16 protein-coding genes are annotated in these 18162 nt (G+C 71.7%); 2 read left to right on the top strand and 14 right to left on the bottom strand.

Annotation, left to right across the window (positions count from 1 at the left end; all coding sequences use genetic code 11):
- Window positions 1-2: 2 nt before the first annotated feature.
- The 13 genes from ACTWPP_RS03570 to ACTWPP_RS03510 form a co-directional block, all read right to left on the bottom strand.
- The gene (locus ACTWPP_RS03570; RefSeq protein ID WP_443102590.1) at window positions 3-1178 is read right to left on the bottom strand and encodes a lipid-transfer protein; all 1176 of its coding nucleotides are present in this window, start codon (window positions 1176-1178) and stop codon (window positions 3-5) included.
- Window positions 1175-1603: a MaoC family dehydratase gene (locus ACTWPP_RS03565; protein WP_443102589.1), complete on the bottom strand. Its 429-nt coding sequence runs from the start codon at window positions 1601-1603 to the stop codon at window positions 1175-1177. Before ACTWPP_RS03565 ends, ACTWPP_RS03570 begins: the two co-directional genes overlap by 4 nt.
- An 11-nt stretch (window positions 1604-1614) precedes the next feature.
- On the bottom strand, window positions 1615-2679 hold the full coding sequence (locus tag ACTWPP_RS03560; RefSeq protein WP_443102588.1) for an acyl-CoA dehydrogenase family protein: 1065 nt from the start codon (window positions 2677-2679) through the stop codon (window positions 1615-1617).
- Complete coding sequence (locus tag ACTWPP_RS03555; protein ID WP_443102587.1) at window positions 2679-3650, bottom strand: bifunctional MaoC family dehydratase N-terminal/OB-fold nucleic acid binding domain-containing protein; 972 nt, start codon at window positions 3648-3650, stop codon at window positions 2679-2681. Before ACTWPP_RS03555 ends, ACTWPP_RS03560 begins: the two co-directional genes overlap by 1 nt.
- Window positions 3647-4810 (bottom strand): acyl-CoA dehydrogenase family protein, encoded by a 1164-nt coding sequence (locus tag ACTWPP_RS03550; protein WP_443102586.1) that lies wholly within the window; start codon window positions 4808-4810, stop codon window positions 3647-3649. The genes ACTWPP_RS03555 and ACTWPP_RS03550 overlap by 4 nt, the downstream gene beginning before the upstream one ends.
- A gap of 15 nt (window positions 4811-4825) precedes the next feature.
- Complete coding sequence (locus tag ACTWPP_RS03545) at window positions 4826-6481, bottom strand: AMP-binding protein (protein ID WP_443102585.1); 1656 nt, start codon at window positions 6479-6481, stop codon at window positions 4826-4828.
- Window positions 6474-7673, bottom strand: a complete 1200-nt coding sequence (locus ACTWPP_RS03540) for an NADH:flavin oxidoreductase (protein WP_443102584.1) — start codon at window positions 7671-7673, stop codon at window positions 6474-6476. Before ACTWPP_RS03540 ends, ACTWPP_RS03545 begins: the two co-directional genes overlap by 8 nt.
- 142 nt (window positions 7674-7815) lie before the next feature.
- Complete coding sequence (locus ACTWPP_RS03535; protein WP_443102583.1) at window positions 7816-8166, bottom strand: hypothetical protein; 351 nt, start codon at window positions 8164-8166, stop codon at window positions 7816-7818.
- Window positions 8167-8171: 5 nt separating this feature from the next.
- Window positions 8172-8948, bottom strand: coding sequence for an ABC transporter ATP-binding protein (locus tag ACTWPP_RS03530; RefSeq protein ID WP_443102582.1), 777 nt, complete (start codon window positions 8946-8948; stop codon window positions 8172-8174).
- On the bottom strand, window positions 8941-9690 hold the full coding sequence (locus ACTWPP_RS03525) for an ABC transporter ATP-binding protein (RefSeq protein ID WP_443102581.1): 750 nt from the start codon (window positions 9688-9690) through the stop codon (window positions 8941-8943). Before ACTWPP_RS03525 ends, ACTWPP_RS03530 begins: the two co-directional genes overlap by 8 nt.
- Window positions 9683-11905: a branched-chain amino acid ABC transporter permease gene (locus tag ACTWPP_RS03520; protein WP_443102580.1), complete on the bottom strand. Its 2223-nt coding sequence runs from the start codon at window positions 11903-11905 to the stop codon at window positions 9683-9685. Before ACTWPP_RS03520 ends, ACTWPP_RS03525 begins: the two co-directional genes overlap by 8 nt.
- A gap of 51 nt (window positions 11906-11956) precedes the next feature.
- Window positions 11957-13363, bottom strand: coding sequence for an ABC transporter substrate-binding protein (locus tag ACTWPP_RS03515; RefSeq protein ID WP_443102579.1), 1407 nt, complete (start codon window positions 13361-13363; stop codon window positions 11957-11959).
- Window positions 13364-13525: 162 nt separating this feature from the next.
- Entirely contained in the window at window positions 13526-14287 is a 762-nt protein-coding gene (locus ACTWPP_RS03510) for an SDR family NAD(P)-dependent oxidoreductase (protein ID WP_443102578.1), read from the bottom strand.
- 245 nt (window positions 14288-14532) lie between these two features.
- Between ACTWPP_RS03510 and ACTWPP_RS03505 the strand changes: the two genes are divergently transcribed.
- Window positions 14533-16131 carry a class I adenylate-forming enzyme family protein gene (locus ACTWPP_RS03505; RefSeq protein WP_443102577.1) on the top strand — a complete coding sequence of 533 codons (1599 nt, stop codon included), beginning with the start codon at window positions 14533-14535 and terminating at the stop codon, window positions 16129-16131.
- Between the two features lie 16 nt (window positions 16132-16147).
- On the opposite strand, the gene ACTWPP_RS03500 is transcribed toward ACTWPP_RS03505, so the two are convergent.
- Window positions 16148-17071 (bottom strand): LysR family transcriptional regulator, encoded by a 924-nt coding sequence (locus ACTWPP_RS03500; protein WP_443102576.1) that lies wholly within the window; start codon window positions 17069-17071, stop codon window positions 16148-16150.
- 71 nt (window positions 17072-17142) lie between these two features.
- Here ACTWPP_RS03500 and ACTWPP_RS03495 point away from each other — a divergent pair, with 71 nt between their 5' ends.
- Window positions 17143-18162 (top strand): YeiH family protein, encoded by a 1020-nt coding sequence (locus tag ACTWPP_RS03495; protein WP_443102575.1) that lies wholly within the window; start codon window positions 17143-17145, stop codon window positions 18160-18162.

The following is an 18162-nucleotide window of genomic DNA, read 5'->3' as shown; positions in this document are numbered from 1 at the left end:
GTCTACGCGTCGGCGCCGAGGATCAGGCCGCTGGTCGGGACGCCCGTTCCGGCGGTGACCAGGACGTTGTGGACGTCGCCGGGCTGGTTCACCGACGTTCCCCGGACGAGACGGACGCCCTCGGCGATGCCGTTCATGCCGTGGATGTACGCCTCGCCGAGCTGGCCGCCGTGGGTGTTGAACGGGAGGCGCCCGCCGAGTCCGAGGTTGCCGTCGGCGACGAAGTCCTTGGCCTCGCCCTTGGCGCAGAAGCCGAGTTCTTCGAGCTGCGGCAGGACGAGCGGCGTGAAGTGGTCGTAGAGGATCGCGGCCTGGACGTCGGAGGGGGTGAGCCGGGACTGCGCGTAGAGCTGCCGCCCCACCAGGCCCATTTCCGGGATCCCGCTGATCTCCGAGCGGTAGTAGCTCGTCATCATGTGCTGGTCGTTGCCGGACCCCTGCGCGGCGCCCCAGATCAGGGCGGGATGGTGCGGGAGGTCGCGTGCCCGTTCGGCGGAGACGATGACGAGTGCCTGGCCGCCGTCGCTCTCCTGGCAGCAGTCCAGGAGGCGGAGGGGTTCGGCGATCCAGCGGGACGCCTGGTGGTCCTCCAGGGTGATGGGGCGGCCGTAGAACCACGCGGCCGGGTTGTTGGCGGCGTGCGCCCGGTCGACGACGGCGACGCGTCCGAAGTCCTCGCTCGTGGCGCCGTACTCGTGCATGTAGCGGCGGGCGAACATGGCGACCCACTGGGCGGGGGTCGCCAGGCCGAACGGCGTCATCCACGAGTAGGCGGCGCGGTCGGCGCTGACGTCGATCGGGCGGTCCGCCTGGCCGAGGCCGTAGCGGACGCCGGAGCGCTCGTTGAACGCGCGGTAGCAGACGACGACGTCGGCGACGCCGGTCGCGACGGCCATCGCGGCCTGCTGGACGGTGGCGCACGCGGCGCCGCCGCCGTGCCCAATGCGGGAGAAGAACTTCAGCTCGCCGATGCCGAGGTTGCGGGCGATGTGGATCTCGGAGCTGGTGTCGGCGGTGAACGTCACCATGCCGTCCACGTCGGACGGTTCCAGGCCGGCGTCGGTGACGGCGGCGAGGACCGCCTCGCACGCCAGCCGCAGTTCGCTGCGGCCGGACTCCTTGGAGAACTCGGTGGCGCCGATCCCGGCGATCGCGGCCGCCCCTGGCAGCACGCTCATGAACCGCTCCCCTGCGGTCGGAGGACGGGCAGCTGGACGACGACGGTGCCGGTGACGTGGGGGCCGAGGGCGTTGACGCCGCGCACCGAGATCTCGACGCGGCGGTCGTCGGCCTTGGCGGAGACGGTGCCGGTGAGGACCATCGTGTCGCCCGGGTAGTTGGGCGCGCCGAGCCGGATCCTGATGGCCTTCACCACGGCGGCCGGACCGGCCCAGCCGGTCACGTACCGGTCGACGAGCCCGTTGGTCGTCAGGATGTTCATGAAGACGTCCTTGGAGCCGCGTTCGGCGGCGAGCGACGGGTCGTGGTGGACGTCCTGGTAGTCGCGGCTGGCGAGGGCCGTCGCGACGATCATCGTGCGGGTGAGCGGGATGCTCAACTCGGGGAGCTCCTCCCCCACCGCCACGTCTTCGTAGTGCTTCACCTCGTGGTGGTTCACAGCTTCGCTCCGAGGAGGTCCAGGTCGAAGGAGGCGCCGCCGAGGGTCCCGGAGATCTGCTTGCCCCACAGGAAGTGGCGGTGCACCGGGTAGTCGACGTCGACGCCGATGCCGCCGTGCAGATGCTGGACGCGGTGGACGACGTTCAGCCCGCCCTCGTCCGACCACCATTTGGCGACCAGGACGGCGGTCTCGGCGTCCTCCCCCGCGGCGATCAGGGAGATCGCGTGCCAGAGGCAGACGCGGAGCGCCTCGATCTCGATGTAGCAGTCGGCGAGCTGGTGCTGCACGGCCTGGAACGTGGCGAGCGGCCGGCCGAACTGCTCGCGTCCGGTGAGGTGGTCGGCCGCCAGGCGGAGCGCGCCTTCGGCCACTCCGATCTGGACGGCCGCCAGCGAGATGCGGGCGAGGCGGAGCGCGGTCGCCAGGGCCCCGTCCCCCAGGGCTTGCGCGGGGGCTCCGTCGAGGGTGAGGTGTGCGGCCTTGTCGTGGGTGGTGGTTTCGGTGCGTTCCCAGGAGGTCCGGGCGGCGGAGGTCTCGGCCAGGAACAGGCCGGGGCCGTCCGGGGAGGAGGCCGCCACCAGGACGTGGCTCGTCCCGGACGGCGTCGGGACGGCGGCCTTCGTGCCGGTCAGCAGCCAGCCGTCCCCGTCGTGGACGGCGGTGCAGCGCGGCGCGGCGGGGTCGGCGGTCCCGAACTCCTCCAGCGCGACGGTCAGCCGCACCGGGCCGTCCAGAACGTCCCGCTGCGCGGGCGTCCCGTGCTCGGCGATCGTCAACGCGGCGACGACGGACGGCCAGATCGGGACGGGCGCGACCGTGCGGCCCTGTTCCTCCAGCAGGACGGCCAGCCCGGCGGCTCCGAGCCCGGCCCCGCCGGCGTCCTCCGGCAGCGCGACGCCGAGCAGGCCCGTCTCCCCGAGCTCGGCCCACAGGCCCTCGTCGAAACCCGCCTCCGACTCCTCGGCGGCCTTGATCCGCGCCTGGGCGGCCCGGTCGGCGAAGATCTGCCGGGCCAGGTCCCTGACCGCCTCCAGCTCTTCGCCCAGCGTGAAGTCCATCAGCGCTCCTTCGCGTCGGCCGGGCGGAACGCCGGCAGCGACAGGTCGGGGTCCGGGTCGAGCCAGTCGAGGACGACGGGCATGCCGATCTCGACGTCCTCGGGCGCGACCCCGGTCATGTTCGTGATCAGCCGGGTGCCCTCGGTCAGCTCGATCAGCGCGACGACCAGCGGATAGTCGAACGCCGGGTGGCGCGGGTGGTGGTTGACCACGTAGCTGTGGACGTGGCCTTCGCCCTGCGCCTCGACGGTGTCCCAGCCGAACGAGCCGCACTGCGGGCAGCACGGGCCGGGCGGGTGCCGCAGCGACTTGCAGTCGGCGCACCGCTGGATGACGAGCCGGTGCTCGCGGGCCGCGTCGAACCAGAACGCGTTGTCGGGATTGATCGCGGGCCTCGGCCGCAGCGCCTCCGGCCGTGCCTGTTCGGCGGGCGCGGGCTTCTCGGCGGGACGGAAGCGGAGCAGCCGCCACTTCTGGGTGGCGACGATCTCGCCGGACGCGTCCCGGTACGTCTTGACCGTGCTGACGAAACGTCCCGCGCCGAGCGCCGTCGTCTTCTCCGGGGAGATCGACTCGACGGTCTCCTCGATGCTGACGTGGTCGCCCGGCACCAGCTCGCGGTGGAACTCGAATTCCGAGTCGGTGGCGACGACGGACGTGTACCCGCCCTCGGCGAGGAGCGCCTTCAGCTCGTCGGCGTCGGCGGGGGCGTCGTCCGCGCGGACGGACGCGGCGTACCCGCGCATCGTCCACGCCTGGACCATCGACGCGGGCGCCACGATGCCGTCACGCCCGGTCGCCCTGGCGGCCTCTTCGTCCAGGTAGACCGGGTTGTCGTCCGCCATCGCCTCGACCCAGTGGCGGATCATGGGGACGTTCACCGGGTCCGGTCCGGGGCGCCGCGCGACGAGTTCCCGCCCGGCCCACGCCCGCAGCCTGGCCTCGTAGTCGTTCGTGAGTGGGTCGCTCATGAGCGCCTCGACCTCGGCAGCCCGAGCCCCTGGACGGCGACCATGTCGCGCAGCACCTCGTTGACGCCGCCGCCGAACGTGTTCACGATGCCCTGCCGCGACAGCTGCTCGATCTGCCCGTGCAGCACCGCGCCCGGCGATTCGGGACGGATCCGCCCCGCCGCGCCGAGGATGCCGGTCAGCGTGCGCTGCACGTCGATGTGCGTCTCCGTCCCGTAGGACTTCGTGGCCCCGGCCTGCGCGCCCGTCAGCGTCCCCGCCTCGACGGCCATGGTCATCTTCCAGTTCATCAGCCGCATCGCCTCCAGCCTGGCGTGCGTGCGGGCGAGGTCGGCGCGCACCCACGGCAGGTCGATGACGCCGTTCTCGCGGGCCCAGTCCCGCACGTCCTCCCACAGCCGGATCATCCGGCCGCCGAGCGCGGCGAGCCCGATGCGCTCGTGGTTGAGCTGGTTGGTGATCAGGCCCCAGCCGCCGTCGACGTCCCCGACGACCGCGGACGCGGGCACCCGGACGGCGTTGTAGTACGTCGTCGTCACGACCATCCCGCCGACGGTCTGGATCGGGCTCCAGGAGAACCCGTCGGCGTCGGTCGGGACGATCAGGATCGAGATGCCCTTGTGCTTCGGCGCGTCCGGGTTCGTGCGGGCGGCGAGCCAGACGTGGTCGGCGGTGTTGGCGCCGCTGGTGAACACCTTGCTGCCGTCGATGACGAACGTGTCGCCGTCCCGGACGGCCTTGGTCCGCAGGGACGCGAGGTCGGTGCCGGCGTCGGGTTCGGTGTAGCCGATCGCGAACACGATGTCGCCGGACAGGATGCCCGGAAGGAACCGCCTCTTCTGCTCGTCCGTCCCGAAGCGCATCAGCGTCGGGCCGACCGTGTTGACGGTGACGAACGGGAACGGCAACCCGGCCCGCTGGACCTCGTCGAAGAACACGTACTGCTCGGCGATCGACCTGCCCTGCCCGCCGTACTCCTCGGGCCAGCCGTAGCCGAGCCAGCCGTCGTTGCCGAGCATCTTGACGATCTCGCGGAACCGGTCGCCGCCCACGCCCTGCTCGCCGGCGCGGCGCCGCACGTCCTCGGGAAGCAGGCCGGCGAAGTACGCCCTCAGTTCCGCGCGCAGCCTGCGATGCGCGTCGGACTCACGCAGATCCATACATGCCTTCCTTGGTCACGGGAGGAAACGGCCACGGCCGGCGGCGGCGAACTCCTCGCGGAGCGCCGCCTTGTCCGCCTCGGTCATCAGGACGTACCCGGGTTCCCCCCGGCCCGCCCACCGGTACACGGGGTCGCTCGTCCGCCAGCCTTCGAGCTGCATCTCCTTCTTCCTGAGCTTGCCGGAACCGGTCGTCGGCAGCGCGTGCGAGACGCGCACGAAGCGCGGTGCGCCCTTGGTGCCGAGGTCGTCCTGGGCGGCGAGGAACGCCGCGAGGCCGAGGTCCTCGAACGTGACGCCCGCCGGGATCTCGATCGCCGCCATCACCTGGTCGCCGGAGCGCGGGTCGGGGACGCCGAACGCGGCCGCGTCCACGACCCTCGGGTGGCGGCGGACGACGTTCTGGGTGAGCAGCGCGGAGATGTTCTCCGAGTCGACCCGGATCCAGTCGCCGGACCGTCCGCCGAAGTACAGGAACCCGCCGCCGTCGACGTAGCCGAGGTCGCCCGTCCAGTACCAGCCGTGCCTGACCCGCTCCGCGTCGGCCTCGGGGTTGTCGTAGTAGCCCTCGAACTTCGCGGCGCCGTGCACGTCGACGATCTCTCCGACGGCGGCTTCGGCGTTGGTGACGCGGCCGTGCTCGTCCAGGACGGCGGGGGCGCAGGTCTCCCGGGTCTCCGGGTGGACGATCCGGACGCCGTCGTGTGCGGGACGTCCGAGCGCGGCCGGCGGCGTGTCCGGGGCCCGCGTGATCATGCCGGCGCTCTCGCTGGAGCCGTAACCCTCGACGAGCTTCGCGCCGAAGCGGCGCAGGAACCCGGCCTTGTCCTCGGGGGACGCCTCCGTCCCGAACCCGTGCGTGAGCGTGTTGTCTCCGTCGTCCGGCCGCTCCGGCGTGGCGAGGACGTAGCCGATCGCCTTGCCGACGTAGGTGAAGAACGTCGCGCCGTAGAACCGCACGTCCGGCAGGAACCCGGACGCGGAGAACTTCTTCCCCAGTGCCACGGTCGCGCCGGCGGCGAGCGCCGGGGCCCACAGCGCCATCAGCGCGTTGCCGTGGAACAGCGGCATCGGGCAGTAGCAGACGTCCTCGCGCTTCACGTCGTACTTGGCGCTGTTGTTGCGGCCCAGCTCGGCGAGCCTGCCCTGCGAGCAGCGCGCCGCCTTCGACTTCCCGGTCGTCCCGGACGTGAACAGCAGAAGCATCTGCGTCTCCGGGGTGATGGACTCGCCGGGCTTCGGCTCGCACGCGCAGGCCGCGACCCGTGCCGCGTAGTCGTCATCGTCGATCAGGAGGAAACGGTCGCGCGAGACGCCGATGTCGAGACCGTCCAGCAGCTCCAGCCCGGACCGGTCGGTGACGAGCAGCTGAAGGTCGGTGTGCCGGACCTCCTGCTCCAGGTAGGCGCCGGTCCGGGTCGGGTTGACGCCGACGATCGTGGCGCCGCTCAGCGCCGCCGCCCCCAGCCACAGGACGTACTCGGGGACGTTCTCCAGCAGCACGCCGATGTGGAACGGCCCGTCCCGGCGCAGCGCGCGCGCCAGCGACGCGCGGGCGGCGCTCTCCCGGACGACCTCGTCCCACGTCCAGGTCCGTTCGCGGCTGCGCAGGCCCGGACGGTCGTCGTTCAGCCGCGCGAGCAGCAGATCGGCGATCGTCTCGTCACGCACTCGCGCTCCCCCAGGCCGGTTCGGCGGACAGGACGCAGTGGGTGCCGCCGTAGATCGCGGTCATGCACTTGTTGCAGTGGATGCACAGCGACTCGGTCGCGGGCTCGTCCTTGATCCGGTTGATCAGGTCGGGCTCGCGCAGGAGGGCGCGGGCCATCGCGACGAACTCGAAGCCCTCCGCCATGGCGGTGTCCATGGTGGCCTTGGTGGTGACGCCGCCGAGCAGGATCAGCGGCAGGTCGACCGCCGCGCGGATCTGCCGGGCGTCCTTCAGGAGGTAGAGGTCCTCGTACGGGTACTCCTTCAGGAAACGCCTGCCGACGAGCTTGATCCCGAGCTTGACCGGCTGCTTCATCACGGCGGCGAACTCCCGCAGCGGCGCGTCGCCCTTGAACAGGTACATCGGGTTGAGCAGGGAACTGCCGGCGGTCATCTGGAGGGCGTCGACCGTGCCGTCGGCCTCCAGCCACCGCGCGACCTTGATGGCCTCGTCCAGCCAGAACCCGCCGGGCACGCCGTCGTCCATGTTGAGCTTCGCGGTGATCGCGATGCGGTCGCCGACGGCGTCGCGGACGGCGCGGGCGACGTCGCGCGCGAGCCGGGCGCGGTTCTCCAGCGAGCCGCCGTACTCGTCCTTGCGGTGGTTGATCTTCGGGCTGAGGAACGAGCTCGTCAGGTAGTTGTGCCCCATGTGGATCTCGACGGCGTCGAATCCGGCCTCGATCGCCTTCTTGCCGGCGCGGCCGTGGGCCTCGACGATGCGGTCCAGGTCCGCGGGCGTGGCGGCCTTGGCGAAGCTCTGCGTGGTGGCGTGGAAGTGCCGGCCGGGTGCGAGCGCGGGCAGCTTGTTGCTCTTGGGGTTGGCGACCGGCCCGGCATGCCCGATCTGCGCGGACACCGCCGCGCCCTCGCCGTGCACGGCGTCGGTCAGCTCGCGGAGGCCGGGCATCGCCCCGTCCGTCCAGTGGATCTGCCGGCGGTCGGTACGGCCCTCCGGCGCCACCGCGCAGTACGCGACGGTGGTCATCCCGACGCCGCCCCGCGCGTGCCGGACGTGGAAGTCGATCAGCGCATCGGTGACCTGGCCGTTCCTGGTCAGGCCCTCGTACGTCGCCGCCTTGATGACGCGGTTCCGCAGCGTGACCGGCCCCAGCTTCGCCGGCGCGAACACATCGGGCTTCGGGAAGTTCATTGAAGGGTCCTCCATCTGGACGAGACGTTAATCAGCGGGACGCCGGCAAGCCCCCGGCGTCCCGCTGACCGGGAGCATCCACCGCGTTGATCTGCGGCGTGTCGCCCTTTCGAGGGGCCGGACGAGGGCGACACGCCGCAGATCAACGGGACTTGAGCGCCTCGGCTATCTGGTCGGCTTGGGACTGCTGCTCCGCCAGCTGGCGCAGCAGCCACAGGCGCAGGACGCGGGTGACCGCGGCGGCCAGGTACAGGGCCGCGCCGAGGACGGTCACCGCCAGGAAACCGACCGCGAGTGTCTGCAACGAGCCGACGTCCCGCATGTCGTCCTTCGTCAGCGAGACGTTGTAGGCGACGAAGACGCCGGCGACACCGGCGACCATCGCGACGACGCCGACGATGCGGAACACGCCGTCGAAGCGGGACTGATCGGTCTTGAGCTTCTGCCGCGCCACGTCGTCCTTGAACCGCTGGCGCCGTTCCTCAGTGAGCATTGGGGTCAACCTCCCAGGTAGTCGCTGGACAGCCGGTCTTCGAACTCGCCGGGCGGGCCGGCCGCCACGACGCGCCCGTGCAGCATCAGCGCGGCGGTGTCGGCGATCGGCAGGACGGCGCGGGCGAACTGCTCCGCGACCAGCACCGACAGGCCGCCCGCGACGAGCTCGGCGACCGTCTCGTACATCCGGGTGACGATCATGGGCGCGAGGCCCATGGACAGCTCGTCGAGCAGCAGCACCGCCGGATCGGTGCCGAGTGCGCGCGACAGCGCGAGCATCTGCTGCTCGCCGCCGGACAGCGATCCGGCGAGCTGGTGGCGGCGCTCCCCGAGGATCGGGAAGCGGGCGTACGCCTTCTCCTCCATGTCCTCCAGGCGGGCGCCGGTCCCGGTGGCGGCCCACAGGTTCTCCCGCACCGTCAGGTTGGGGAAGATCCCGCGGCCCTCCGGGATGGAGCACACGCCTACGCGGGCCGCGTCCTGCGCCGAGATGCCGTTCACCTTGCGTCCCGCGAACCGGAGCTCACCGCCGGACACCGGGTGCAGGCCCGCGCACACCCGCATGGTCGTCGACTTGCCGCCGCCGTTCGGGCCGAGGAGCGCCAGCAGCGAACCCGGCTTCAGCGCCAGGTCGACTCCGTGCAGCACCTCGATCGCGCCGTAGCCCGCACGGACGCCGGCCAGCTCCAGCAGCGGCACGGCGTCGTCCGGGGCGGCGGTGCCGTCGTGGGCGGCGGTGTCATCGTCCGCCGCACGCGGCTGCGGAACGACCTCAGCCATGACTGGCCTCCTCTGTGCCGATGTAGGCGGCGATGACCTCCGGCGACTCCTTGATCTCCGGTGGTGTCCCGGACGCGATGAGCGCGCCGTAGTCGAGGACGTGGATGGTGGAGCACAGCTTCATGACGAGCGGCAGGTCGTGCTCGACGAGGCAGATCGCGAGGCCCTCGCCGGCGAGGGCGGTGAGCATCTCGGCGAACGCCTCCGTCTCGCCTTCGGTCTGCCCGGACGCGGGCTCGTCCAGAAGGAGGACGCGCGGTGAGGTCATCAGCGCGCGCGCCACCTCCACGACGCGGGCCCGTCCGATGGGGATGTCGGACACGTCGCGGTCGGCGATGTGGGTGAGCCCGGTCCGTTCGAGGACCTTTTCGGTCTCCTCGTCCAGGTCGAAGCGTTTGCGGCCGGTGCTGCGCAGGACGTCGCCGGCGACGCGCACGTTGTCGCGCACTGACAGCGAAAGGAACAGTTCCAGCCGCTGGAACGTGCGCGCCATGCCGCGCCGCGCGCGCTTGGCCGGGGACAGTTTGGTGATGTCGTCCCCGTCCAAGAGCACCTGGCCGGACGCGGGTTTCTGCAAGCCGGTGATGGTGTTGAACATCGTGGTCTTGCCGGCGCCGTTCGGGCCGATCAGCCCGGTGATCCGCCCTTCCTCCATGGTGACGCCGACGTCGTCCACGGCCGTGTTGCCACCGAACCGGACGGTGATGCCCCGCGTTTCGAGCAGGATCCTCGTTTCAGGCATTGGCCCCTCCCTTCTCAAGGACCGGCAGGCCGAGTTCGCGGTCGAGCCGTGCCCGGAGCTCGTCGGTGTAGGGCTCGTCCACGCCGACCAGTTCCAGCGGGGTCGGACGTGTGCGCCGTCCTTCGTCCAGGTACATGCGGCCGAAGACCGGCAGCACCATCACCACGCACAGCACGATGAGCGCGAACGTCCAGGTCCCGATCACGCCGGTCAGCGCGAGGACGTACAGGACTACGCCGAACGCCGCCGCCCCGTACACGACGGGTCTGGCGCCGCGCATCGCCCGGTAGCCCTCGATGACGTCGTGGACGATGCCGCTCGGGTTCCTGCCGACGCCCATCCCGACCAGCGCCGTCCCGACCAGGACGAGGTGGCCGAGCGCGTCGTAGATGGTGGCCAAGCCCTCGTTCTCCAGCGCGAGGTCACCGAACGTCGCCACCAGGACGGTCGCGCCGACGCCCGCCATCAGGCCGCCGAACAGGGCGCCGCTGATGTAGCCGATGCCCGCCACCACGACCAGCATCAGCAGCGACAGGCTGCCGATGAAGGAGAAGTTCTCCTGCGCGACGGTACCGGTCGCGGCCGACATCAGTACGCCGCCGAGCCCCGCGATCGCCGCGGAGATCATGAAGACGCTCAGCTTCAGCCGGACGAGGTTCTGCCCCAGCATCGCCGTCGCCGCCGGGCTGTCCTTCATCGCCGCGAGCCGCCGCCCGTACCCGCTGCCCCGCAGGGCGGCGAGCCCGACCGCGATCAGGGCGAACAGCACCGTGGCGGTCATCAGGAACGTCGTCCCGTCCCGCAGGTCGAGCGGGCCGGCCTTCAGCGGCGGGACGACGAGCGAGCCGTCCGGGAACAGCGTGAACTCGAACCCGAAAAGCTCGTGCTCGGTGGTGTCGCGCAGCACCATGTTCGACAGGAACTCGCCGAACGCCATCGTCGCGAGCGCCAGGTACAGGCCGCGCAGCCGCAGCGCCGGCAGCGCGACGAGCCCGCCGACCAGCGCCGCCACCACCACGGCCAGCAGCAGGCCCTGGACGGTCATGTACGACGCGAGGCCGGTGCCCTCCACGCCGGTGTGGAACGCCACGACGGTCGCGACCGCACCGAACGCCAGCGGCGCGAGGTTCAGCTCGCCCGCGTAGCCGGTCAGCACGGTCAGCGAAAGCGCGATGATCGCGAACGTCATGCCGAGCGCGAACGTGGTGACGGCGCCGTCCGACAGCAGCAGGCTGTACAGGTACACGACCGCGATCAGCACGGCGCCCCAGACCGCCGCCGCGCGGACGGTCGGCGCCCGGTACCGCTCGCGGGTCCGGATCGCGGCCCCGCGCAGCCGGTCCTGGGGCAGCACCACCAGCACGACGAACAGCAGGATCATCGGCAGCGAGACGCGCAGGTTGCCGGTGAACGTGCCCGCCGACGGCAGGTAGGCGAGCACGTAGTTCGCGGCGAGGCCGAGCACCATCGCGCCGACGAACGTGCGGGGGATGCTGCGCAGCCGGCCGAACATCGCCGCCGCGAACGCGTCGATCACCAGCAGCGTCAGCATGTTCGCGTCCAGCCCGCCGCCGCTGATCGGCACGATCAGCACCCCGGCGAGGACGGCGAGCGTCGAGCCGAGCGCCCACGACAGCATCGCCGCGCGCTCGGGGTCGTGGCCGTTCAGCCGCAGCAGGTCGGGGTCGTCGACCGAGCCGCGCATCACCACGCCGGCCCGGCTGCGGGTGAACAGCACCCGCAGCCCGGCGGCGATCGCGACGGCGGCGACCAGGCAGACGATCTCGTGGTACCTGATGACCACCCCGGCCACGGTGATCTTCGCGCCCGCACCGAAGAACATGTCCACGGTGTGGGCCTCGTCCGGGTTCCAGACCCACTGCGCGAGGTACACGGTGCCGAGCAGCACCGCCACCGTCACGATGATCTTCGTGACGTCGGCGGTGCCGCGCAGGCCCCGCATGATCGCGGTGTGCAGCGCGGCGCCCATCGCGGGGCCGACGACCCCGATCACGATGATCAGGGCGAGCCACACCGGCCAGCCCCACCGTTCGGTGAAGTGCCAGTACAGGAACGTGCCGAACATCGCCTGCGCGCCGTGGGCGAAGTTGAAGATCCCCGAGGTGTTGTACGTCAGCACGAGCCCCGAGGCCGCGATGGAGTACACCGATCCCAGGACCAGGCCGAGGATCGTGTAGGTCAGGAACGTCGTCATGTGTTCACCGCCATGTGGTCGCCTCCGCCGGCGTCCGGATCAGGAGCCGGATCAGGACGTCTGCGGCTTGATGACGTCGCCGGTCAGGAACTTCGTCGAGATGCGGTCGCCGTTCAGCTCCGTCCCCCAGTTCTTCTGGTCGATCTTGACGACGAACTCGGGGCCGCACTCGAACTCACCGGCGTTCTTCGGGTGGACCTGCTCGTACTTCGTCCCGTTGAGCTTGACCATCAGCCCGCACGACGCCGGCTTGTTGTTGCCGGGGTCGGTCGGCGCGTGCAGGCCGCCGCCCGTCCACTCGTGCACCTTGGACAGCTCGTTGATCACGCACTGCCGGGTCAGGTCCGAGCCGCACTTGTCCGCGGACTGCGCCCACAGCAGGAACGACGAGGTGGCCTGCATGCCGAGCAGGGCGACCTTGCCCTTCTTCGCGTTGACGAGGTCCATGTACTGCTTGACCGCGGGGACCTCGCCGGCGTTCTCCAGCGGCTGGAAGATCATGCCGATGTGCATGTTGTCGCCGGTGCCCGAGGTGTTCCACTTGGAGACCAGCCGGCTGTACCAGGTCGCCTCGAAGACGTACTTCGGCTCGGCGCCCGCCCGCTCGATCGACTCCAGCAGGCTGAACTGGCCGGGGTCGGGCGAGTCGGACGACCACAGGTACTGCGCCCCGCAGTCCTCGATCTTCTCGGCGAACGGCATGTAGCTGCTCTCGCCCTTGTCGTTCAGCCGGACGCCGCACTCCATCGGCTCCATGCCGATTTCCTTCATCGCGCCGGTGATCTTGTTGGTGCCGGCGCTGACGGCCGGGGACGTGGACAGCAGGATGTCCGTCTTGTCCTTGAAGTCGGGGAAGAGCTTCTCCGCGATGCGGAGCCCGCCGATGTTCATCAGGTCCACCGGGTACGGGACGGCCTCGTACTTCATCGGCCCCATGGCGGCGTTCGGGCCGACCGTGAAGCCGGCGACCGTCGGCAGCTTGCACGCCACCCGGTACTGCTCGGCGGCCTCGTCCATCGCGAAGCCCTGCCCGACGAGGAAGAAGTCCTGCTTGCAGGCCTCCTGCATCACCTTCGCGGACTGCATGTAGGCGGCGTCGTACTGGTTGCCCTTGATCTTGCGCCCGTTGATGCCGCCCTGATCGTTGCACCAGTCGATCATCGCGGCGACGGCGTCGCCCATCTCCTTGGACAGGCCCGGCGCGGACGGGAAGCCGCGGTCGTCGCCGAACCCGACCGTGATCTGGTCGTCGGTGACGCCCTGGTCGGTCTTGCCCTTGGCGTCGCCCGGCCCGCACGGGGACGGGAGCGTCCCGAACGTCCCGGCGGCGGCCGGCTTGCCGTCCGCGTCGCCGGAGGACAGCCCGTCGTCGCCGGAACGGCTGCTGGAACAGGACGCGGTCGCCAGCGCGACCACGAGGGCACCCGCTGCGAGGCGTCCCATCTTGTCGACCTTCATCGGTCGTACTCCTTTCACCGGCCGCGTGGGCGGCGAGTGGGGTGGGTGATGTCGGGCGGGGGACGGTGGTCTGTGTCGCCGGGAGCGGCGCGCAAAGGCGGCGTCTGCGCCGCGGCGCCGTGTGGAACGTTCCTGGCCGAGGGATGCGCTTGCGGGCCGCCGTCAGCCGAAGTTGGCCTGGCCGCCGTCCAGCGGCACCGTGGCGCCGGTGAGATAGCGCATGGCCGGCTGGACGAGGGCCACCACCGCCCGGCCGATGTCCTCTTCGCAGTCGCCGATGTAGCCGAGCGGGATCGTCCCGCGGAACTCCTCCGCCGCCTCGGGGTTGTTGTCGGCCCACCACTTCAGCCCCGGAGAGAGGGCGTGCGGGGCGATGTTGTTGGCGCGGATCCCGTCCGGGCCCCACTCGGCCGCGGCCGTCCGCGTCAGCGACCGGAGCGCCTGCTTCGCGGCGGCGTAGGCGCCGTAGGTGGCCGGGTCCCAGCGGACCATGGCGGAGGTGACGAGGTTGACGATGCTGCCGCCGCCGCGTGCCTTCATGTGCGGATGGCACGCCCTCATGAAGGCGAACGCGGCGAACGGGCCGGTGAGGAACCCCTTCTGGAACTTGGCGTCGCTCATCGAGAGCAGCGGGCCGTAGGAGCCCGAATAGGCGTTGTTGACGAGGACGTCGATGCCGCCGAACGTGTCGGCGACCCGTCCGACCAGGCCGGGGATCGCTTCGGTGTCGGCGACGTCGCAGACGAACGCCTCCGCCTTCGCGCCCCGATCCCGGATCAGTTCGCAGGTCGCGTCCAGCTTGGCCTCCGTGCGGCCGAGCACGGCGACCGCGGCGCCCTCGGACGCGAGGGCGAGCGCGATGCCCTGCCCCACGCCCTGCCCCGCTCCGGTGATGATGGCGACCTTGTCGCTCAGGCTTCCCATTGCCACTCCGCTCAGTCCTGCTTCGCGCCCAGCCCGGCCCGCCCCGCCGTTTCGGCAGGTCCGGTCCACTCAGTCCTGGTGACGGTCATGGTGATGTGACGCGGCGCACGTGATAGGCCCAGTCCCGCTCACCGGGAATTTCGCCGCCGAGGGAGGCCCTCCGCCGTCCCGCTGAGCGGAATGTGCTGGTGAAGCCCGCGATCCCGGGTCGAGAATGAACCGCCCGGCGAGGAGGAGGGGGTCCGATGGAGATCGTCCAGAAGCTGACCGGTCCCGGCGGCGAGTTCGAGTTGCGCGAAGAGGACGTGCTCGGCACCCGGCTGCCCGTGTTCGCGGGCCGCGCCCGCAGTCTCGGCGAGGTGCTCGCCCGCTCGGCGTCGCACGGCGACCGCGACTACATCGTCACCGCGTCCCGCCGGCTGAGCTTCGCCGAGCACGCCGCCGCCGTCGCCTCCATGGCGAAGGCGCTGCGTGACGACCTCGGGGTGGAGCCCGGCGACCGCATCGCCATCAACGCCGCCAACAGCCCGGAATGGATCGTCTCCTTCTGGGCGGCGATCGCCGCCGGTGCCGTCCCCGTCGGCTACAACGCCTGGTGGGCGCCGCAGGAGATCGAGTACGCGCTCGCCCACACCGACCCCAAGATCGTGATCGCGGACGCGAAGCGGGCCGCGCTGATCTCCGAGGACGTCCTGACGGTCGAGAGGGACGTCCCGTCGCTGACGGGGCGCTACCCCGCCGCCGAGCTGGACGTTCCGGACGTCGCCGAGGACGACCCCGCGATCATCCTCTACACGAGCGGCACGTCGGGACGCCCCAAGGGGGCCGTCCACTCGCACCGCAACCTCACCTCGGTGATCGAGTACCACCGCTTCAACGACGCCATGATGGGCGCGTTCGGCATCGACCCGGCGTCGCGCCGCTACCTGCTCGCGCTGCCGCTGTTCCACATCGCGTCCCTGCACAACCTGGCCGTCCCGCGGCTCGCCACCGGCACCGCCGTGATCATGACCGAGGGCGCGTTCGACGTCGACAGGGTCCTCGGCCTGGTCGAGAAGGAACGGGTGACGAACTGGGGCGCCGTCCCGACGATGGCGCACCGCATGATGGAGCACGGCGACCTGTCGAAGTACGACCTGTCGTCGCTCACCGCGTTCGCGCTGGCCTCCGCGCCGTCCTCGCCCGCGTTCAAGGAGCGGCTCCAGGCCGTGTTCCCGCCCGCGCGCGGCGCCCTCGTCGACAGCTACGGGCTGACGGAGTCGTGCACCGCCATCTCCGTCGCCACCCCCATGGACCTCGCCGAGGCGCCGGGAACGCTCGGCCGCCCGAACCTCGGCGTCCAGGTGGAGATCCGCGACGCCGAGGGCAGGCCGGTCCCGGAGGGCGTCGAGGGCGAGGTGTGCGCCCGCAGCGCCTACAACATGATCGGCTACTGGCGGGACCCCGAGGCCACCGACCGCACCATCGGCGACCGCTGGCTGCACACCGGCGACATCGGCGTCATGGAGCGGGGGCGGCTGCGGCTCACCACCCGCCGCTCCGATCTGATCATCCGCGGCGGCGAGAACATCTACCCGACCGAGATCGAGAACGTCCTCGCCGAGTACCCGGGGCTCCGGGAGTGCGCCGTCGTCGGCGTCCCGCACCAGGATCTCGGCCAGGAGGTCGCGGCGGTGGTGGTCTTCGCCGACGCCGCGCCCCCGGCCGAGGAACTGGCGGCCTTCGCGCGGGAACGGCTCGCCTACTTCAAGGTCCCTTCCCGCTGGCAGGTGACGACCGAGCCGCTGCCCAGGAACGCCACCGGCAAGGTGCTGCGCAAGCAGGTCGAGAACGAGATCTCCTGACGGGCGCCGTCGTCCCTCAGGCTCGGGCCGATGGGCGGCGCGCGTGGGACAGCAGCGCGGCGGCGGGACCGGACGGGGTGGTGCCGGTCCGCCAGACGGCCCGCAGGGAACGCTCCACCGTCACGTCCTCGATGGGGATCTCGGCGAGCGTCCCGGTGGCCAGATCGGCCGCCACGACGAGATCACTGATCAGAGCGGGACCCGCTCCCGCGACCACCGCGCTGCGCACGGCCGTGCTGGAGCCGAGTTCCAGCAGCGGCGGCGCGAGGTCGAGGCCGTGCGCGGCCATCGCCTGCGCGGCGGCCTGCCGGGTGCCCGAGCCCGCCTCCCGGCTGATCAGCGGCGTCGCGGCGACCTCGGCCGGTGGGACGGGACGTTTCCGGCGCGTCCAGGGGTGACCGGGCGCCGCGACGAGGACCAGCCGGTCCCCCGCCACCGACCGGGACCGCAGCCCCGCCGGGCGGCCCGGCGACTCGATGAACCCGATGTCGACCTCCCCCCGCCGCGCGAGCTCGCAGACGTGCGCCGAGTTCGTCACCTGCATGCCGACGTGCAGGTCGGGGTCGGCGCGGCGCAGCTCCCCGATCCAGGCGGGCAGCAGGTACTCGGCGATGGTGAGGCTGGCCGCGACGGTGAGCTGGCCGGTGTGCTCGCGGCGGAGCGCCTCGACGCCGCCGGCGAGCGCGTTGAGGGCGTCCAGGACGCGCAGCGCCCACCCGGTCACCAGCGTCCCGGCCGGGGTGAGGGACGAGCCGCGGCGGGTCCGGTCGACGAGCCGGACCCCCAGCCGGCGTTCCAGCCGGGACAGCCGTTTGCTCGCGGACGGCTGGCTGATCCGCAGCTCCGTGGCGGCGGCCGTCAGGCTCCGCCGTTCGGCGACCAGGACGAGCAGCCGCAGCGACTCGATGTCGGGCAGCGCGGCGTCGGACTCCGGGGTCATGCCCTCAGGCTATGACGTGAGGTCGAATCGGCCGGTACCGGGACCGCGGCCGCCGCGGAAGGCTCGGACGCATGAGCACGCTGGAAGCGATCCGCCCGCGGCGGGCGAGAGCACGGCGGCGGCGGGCCGGGCCCGGCATCGCGGTGGCGGCCGGCGGCGCCGCGGTCGCGATGGCGATCAACCTGCTCGTCCCGGCGCTGAGCGCGCTCACCGTCGCGGTGCTCATCGGCGTGCTGGCCGGCGGGGCGCTGCCCGCGGTCACCGCGCACGGCCTCCGGCAGGCGACCCGCACGTTCCTTCGCGCCGGTGTGGTGCTGCTCGGCCTGCAGCTCAGCCTGACCGAGGTGCTGCGCCTCGGGCCCGGCCTCCTCGCCGTGGTGGTCGTCACCGTCCTGCTCGCCTTCACCGGGACGCTCGCGCTCGGCCGGTTGCTCGGCGTGTCGCACGGCCTGGGCCTCATGGTCGCCACCGGCTTCTCGATCTGCGGCGCCTCCGCCATCGTGGCCATGGACAGCGTCGCCCGCAGCGAGAAGGAGGACGTCGCGACCGCCGTGACGCTCGTGACGCTCTACGGCGGCGCCGCCATCGCCGCCGTCCCGTTCCTCGGCGCCAGCGTGCTCGGCCTGGACCCCGGGACGCTCGGCATGTGGGCCGGGCTGAGCGTCCACGAGGTCGCGCAGGTCGTCGCGGCCGCGTCCCCGGCCGGTGCGGCGGCGGTCGGCACGGCCGTGATCGTGAAACTGACCCGGGTGGTGCTGCTCGCGCCGATGGTCGCGGGGATGGGCGTCCTCGAACGCAGGGCCGGCGGGGCCGACGGCCGGAAGCGCCCGCCGATCGTGCCGCCGTTCGTCGCCGGCTTCCTGGCCATGCTGCTGCTGCGCAGCGCGGACGTCGTCCCCGACCCCGTCCTCACCGGCGCGAAGGAACTCTCGACGGTGCTGCTGGCGGCGGCGATGTTCGGCCTGGGGACGTCCGTCCGCGTCCGCGCCCTGCTGCGGACGGGCCGGCGCGGCCTCCTCCTGGGCGCCCTCTCGACCGTCCTGGTCGGCACCGTCTCCCTCACCGCCCTGACCGTCCTCGGCCGCACGTGA

Origin of the sequence: Actinomadura sp. 3N407 (assembly GCF_052245875.1) — a bacterium.
GTDB lineage: Bacteria > Actinomycetota > Actinomycetes > Streptosporangiales > Streptosporangiaceae > Spirillospora.
This window is presented reverse-complemented; position numbering and strand designations above follow the sequence as displayed.

Excerpts from the sequence above, each read along its gene's own strand:
- ACTWPP_RS03500 (WP_443102576.1), bottom strand. The coding sequence starts at position 17,071 with ATGACCCCGGAGTCCGACGCCGCGCTGCCCGACATCGAGTCGCTGCGG.
- ACTWPP_RS03550 (WP_443102586.1), bottom strand. The coding sequence starts at position 4,810 with ATGGATCTGCGTGAGTCCGACGCGCATCGCAGGCTGCGCGCGGAACTG.
- ACTWPP_RS03505 (WP_443102577.1), top strand. The coding sequence starts at position 14,533 with ATGGAGATCGTCCAGAAGCTGACCGGTCCCGGCGGCGAGTTCGAGTTG.
- ACTWPP_RS03540 (WP_443102584.1), bottom strand. The coding sequence starts at position 7,673 with ATGAACTTCCCGAAGCCCGATGTGTTCGCGCCGGCGAAGCTGGGGCCG.
- ACTWPP_RS03510 (WP_443102578.1), bottom strand. The coding sequence starts at position 14,287 with ATGGGAAGCCTGAGCGACAAGGTCGCCATCATCACCGGAGCGGGGCAG.
- ACTWPP_RS03570 (WP_443102590.1), bottom strand. The coding sequence starts at position 1,178 with ATGAGCGTGCTGCCAGGGGCGGCCGCGATCGCCGGGATCGGCGCCACC.
- ACTWPP_RS03515 (WP_443102579.1), bottom strand. The coding sequence starts at position 13,363 with ATGAAGGTCGACAAGATGGGACGCCTCGCAGCGGGTGCCCTCGTGGTC.
- ACTWPP_RS03555 (WP_443102587.1), bottom strand. The coding sequence starts at position 3,650 with ATGAGCGACCCACTCACGAACGACTACGAGGCCAGGCTGCGGGCGTGG.
- ACTWPP_RS03520 (WP_443102580.1), bottom strand. The coding sequence starts at position 11,905 with ATGACGACGTTCCTGACCTACACGATCCTCGGCCTGGTCCTGGGATCG.
- ACTWPP_RS03525 (WP_443102581.1), bottom strand. The coding sequence starts at position 9,690 with ATGCCTGAAACGAGGATCCTGCTCGAAACGCGGGGCATCACCGTCCGG.
- ACTWPP_RS03560 (WP_443102588.1), bottom strand. The coding sequence starts at position 2,679 with ATGGACTTCACGCTGGGCGAAGAGCTGGAGGCGGTCAGGGACCTGGCC.
- ACTWPP_RS03535 (WP_443102583.1), bottom strand. The coding sequence starts at position 8,166 with ATGCTCACTGAGGAACGGCGCCAGCGGTTCAAGGACGACGTGGCGCGG.
- ACTWPP_RS03495 (WP_443102575.1), top strand. The coding sequence starts at position 17,143 with ATGAGCACGCTGGAAGCGATCCGCCCGCGGCGGGCGAGAGCACGGCGG.
- ACTWPP_RS03530 (WP_443102582.1), bottom strand. The coding sequence starts at position 8,948 with ATGGCTGAGGTCGTTCCGCAGCCGCGTGCGGCGGACGATGACACCGCC.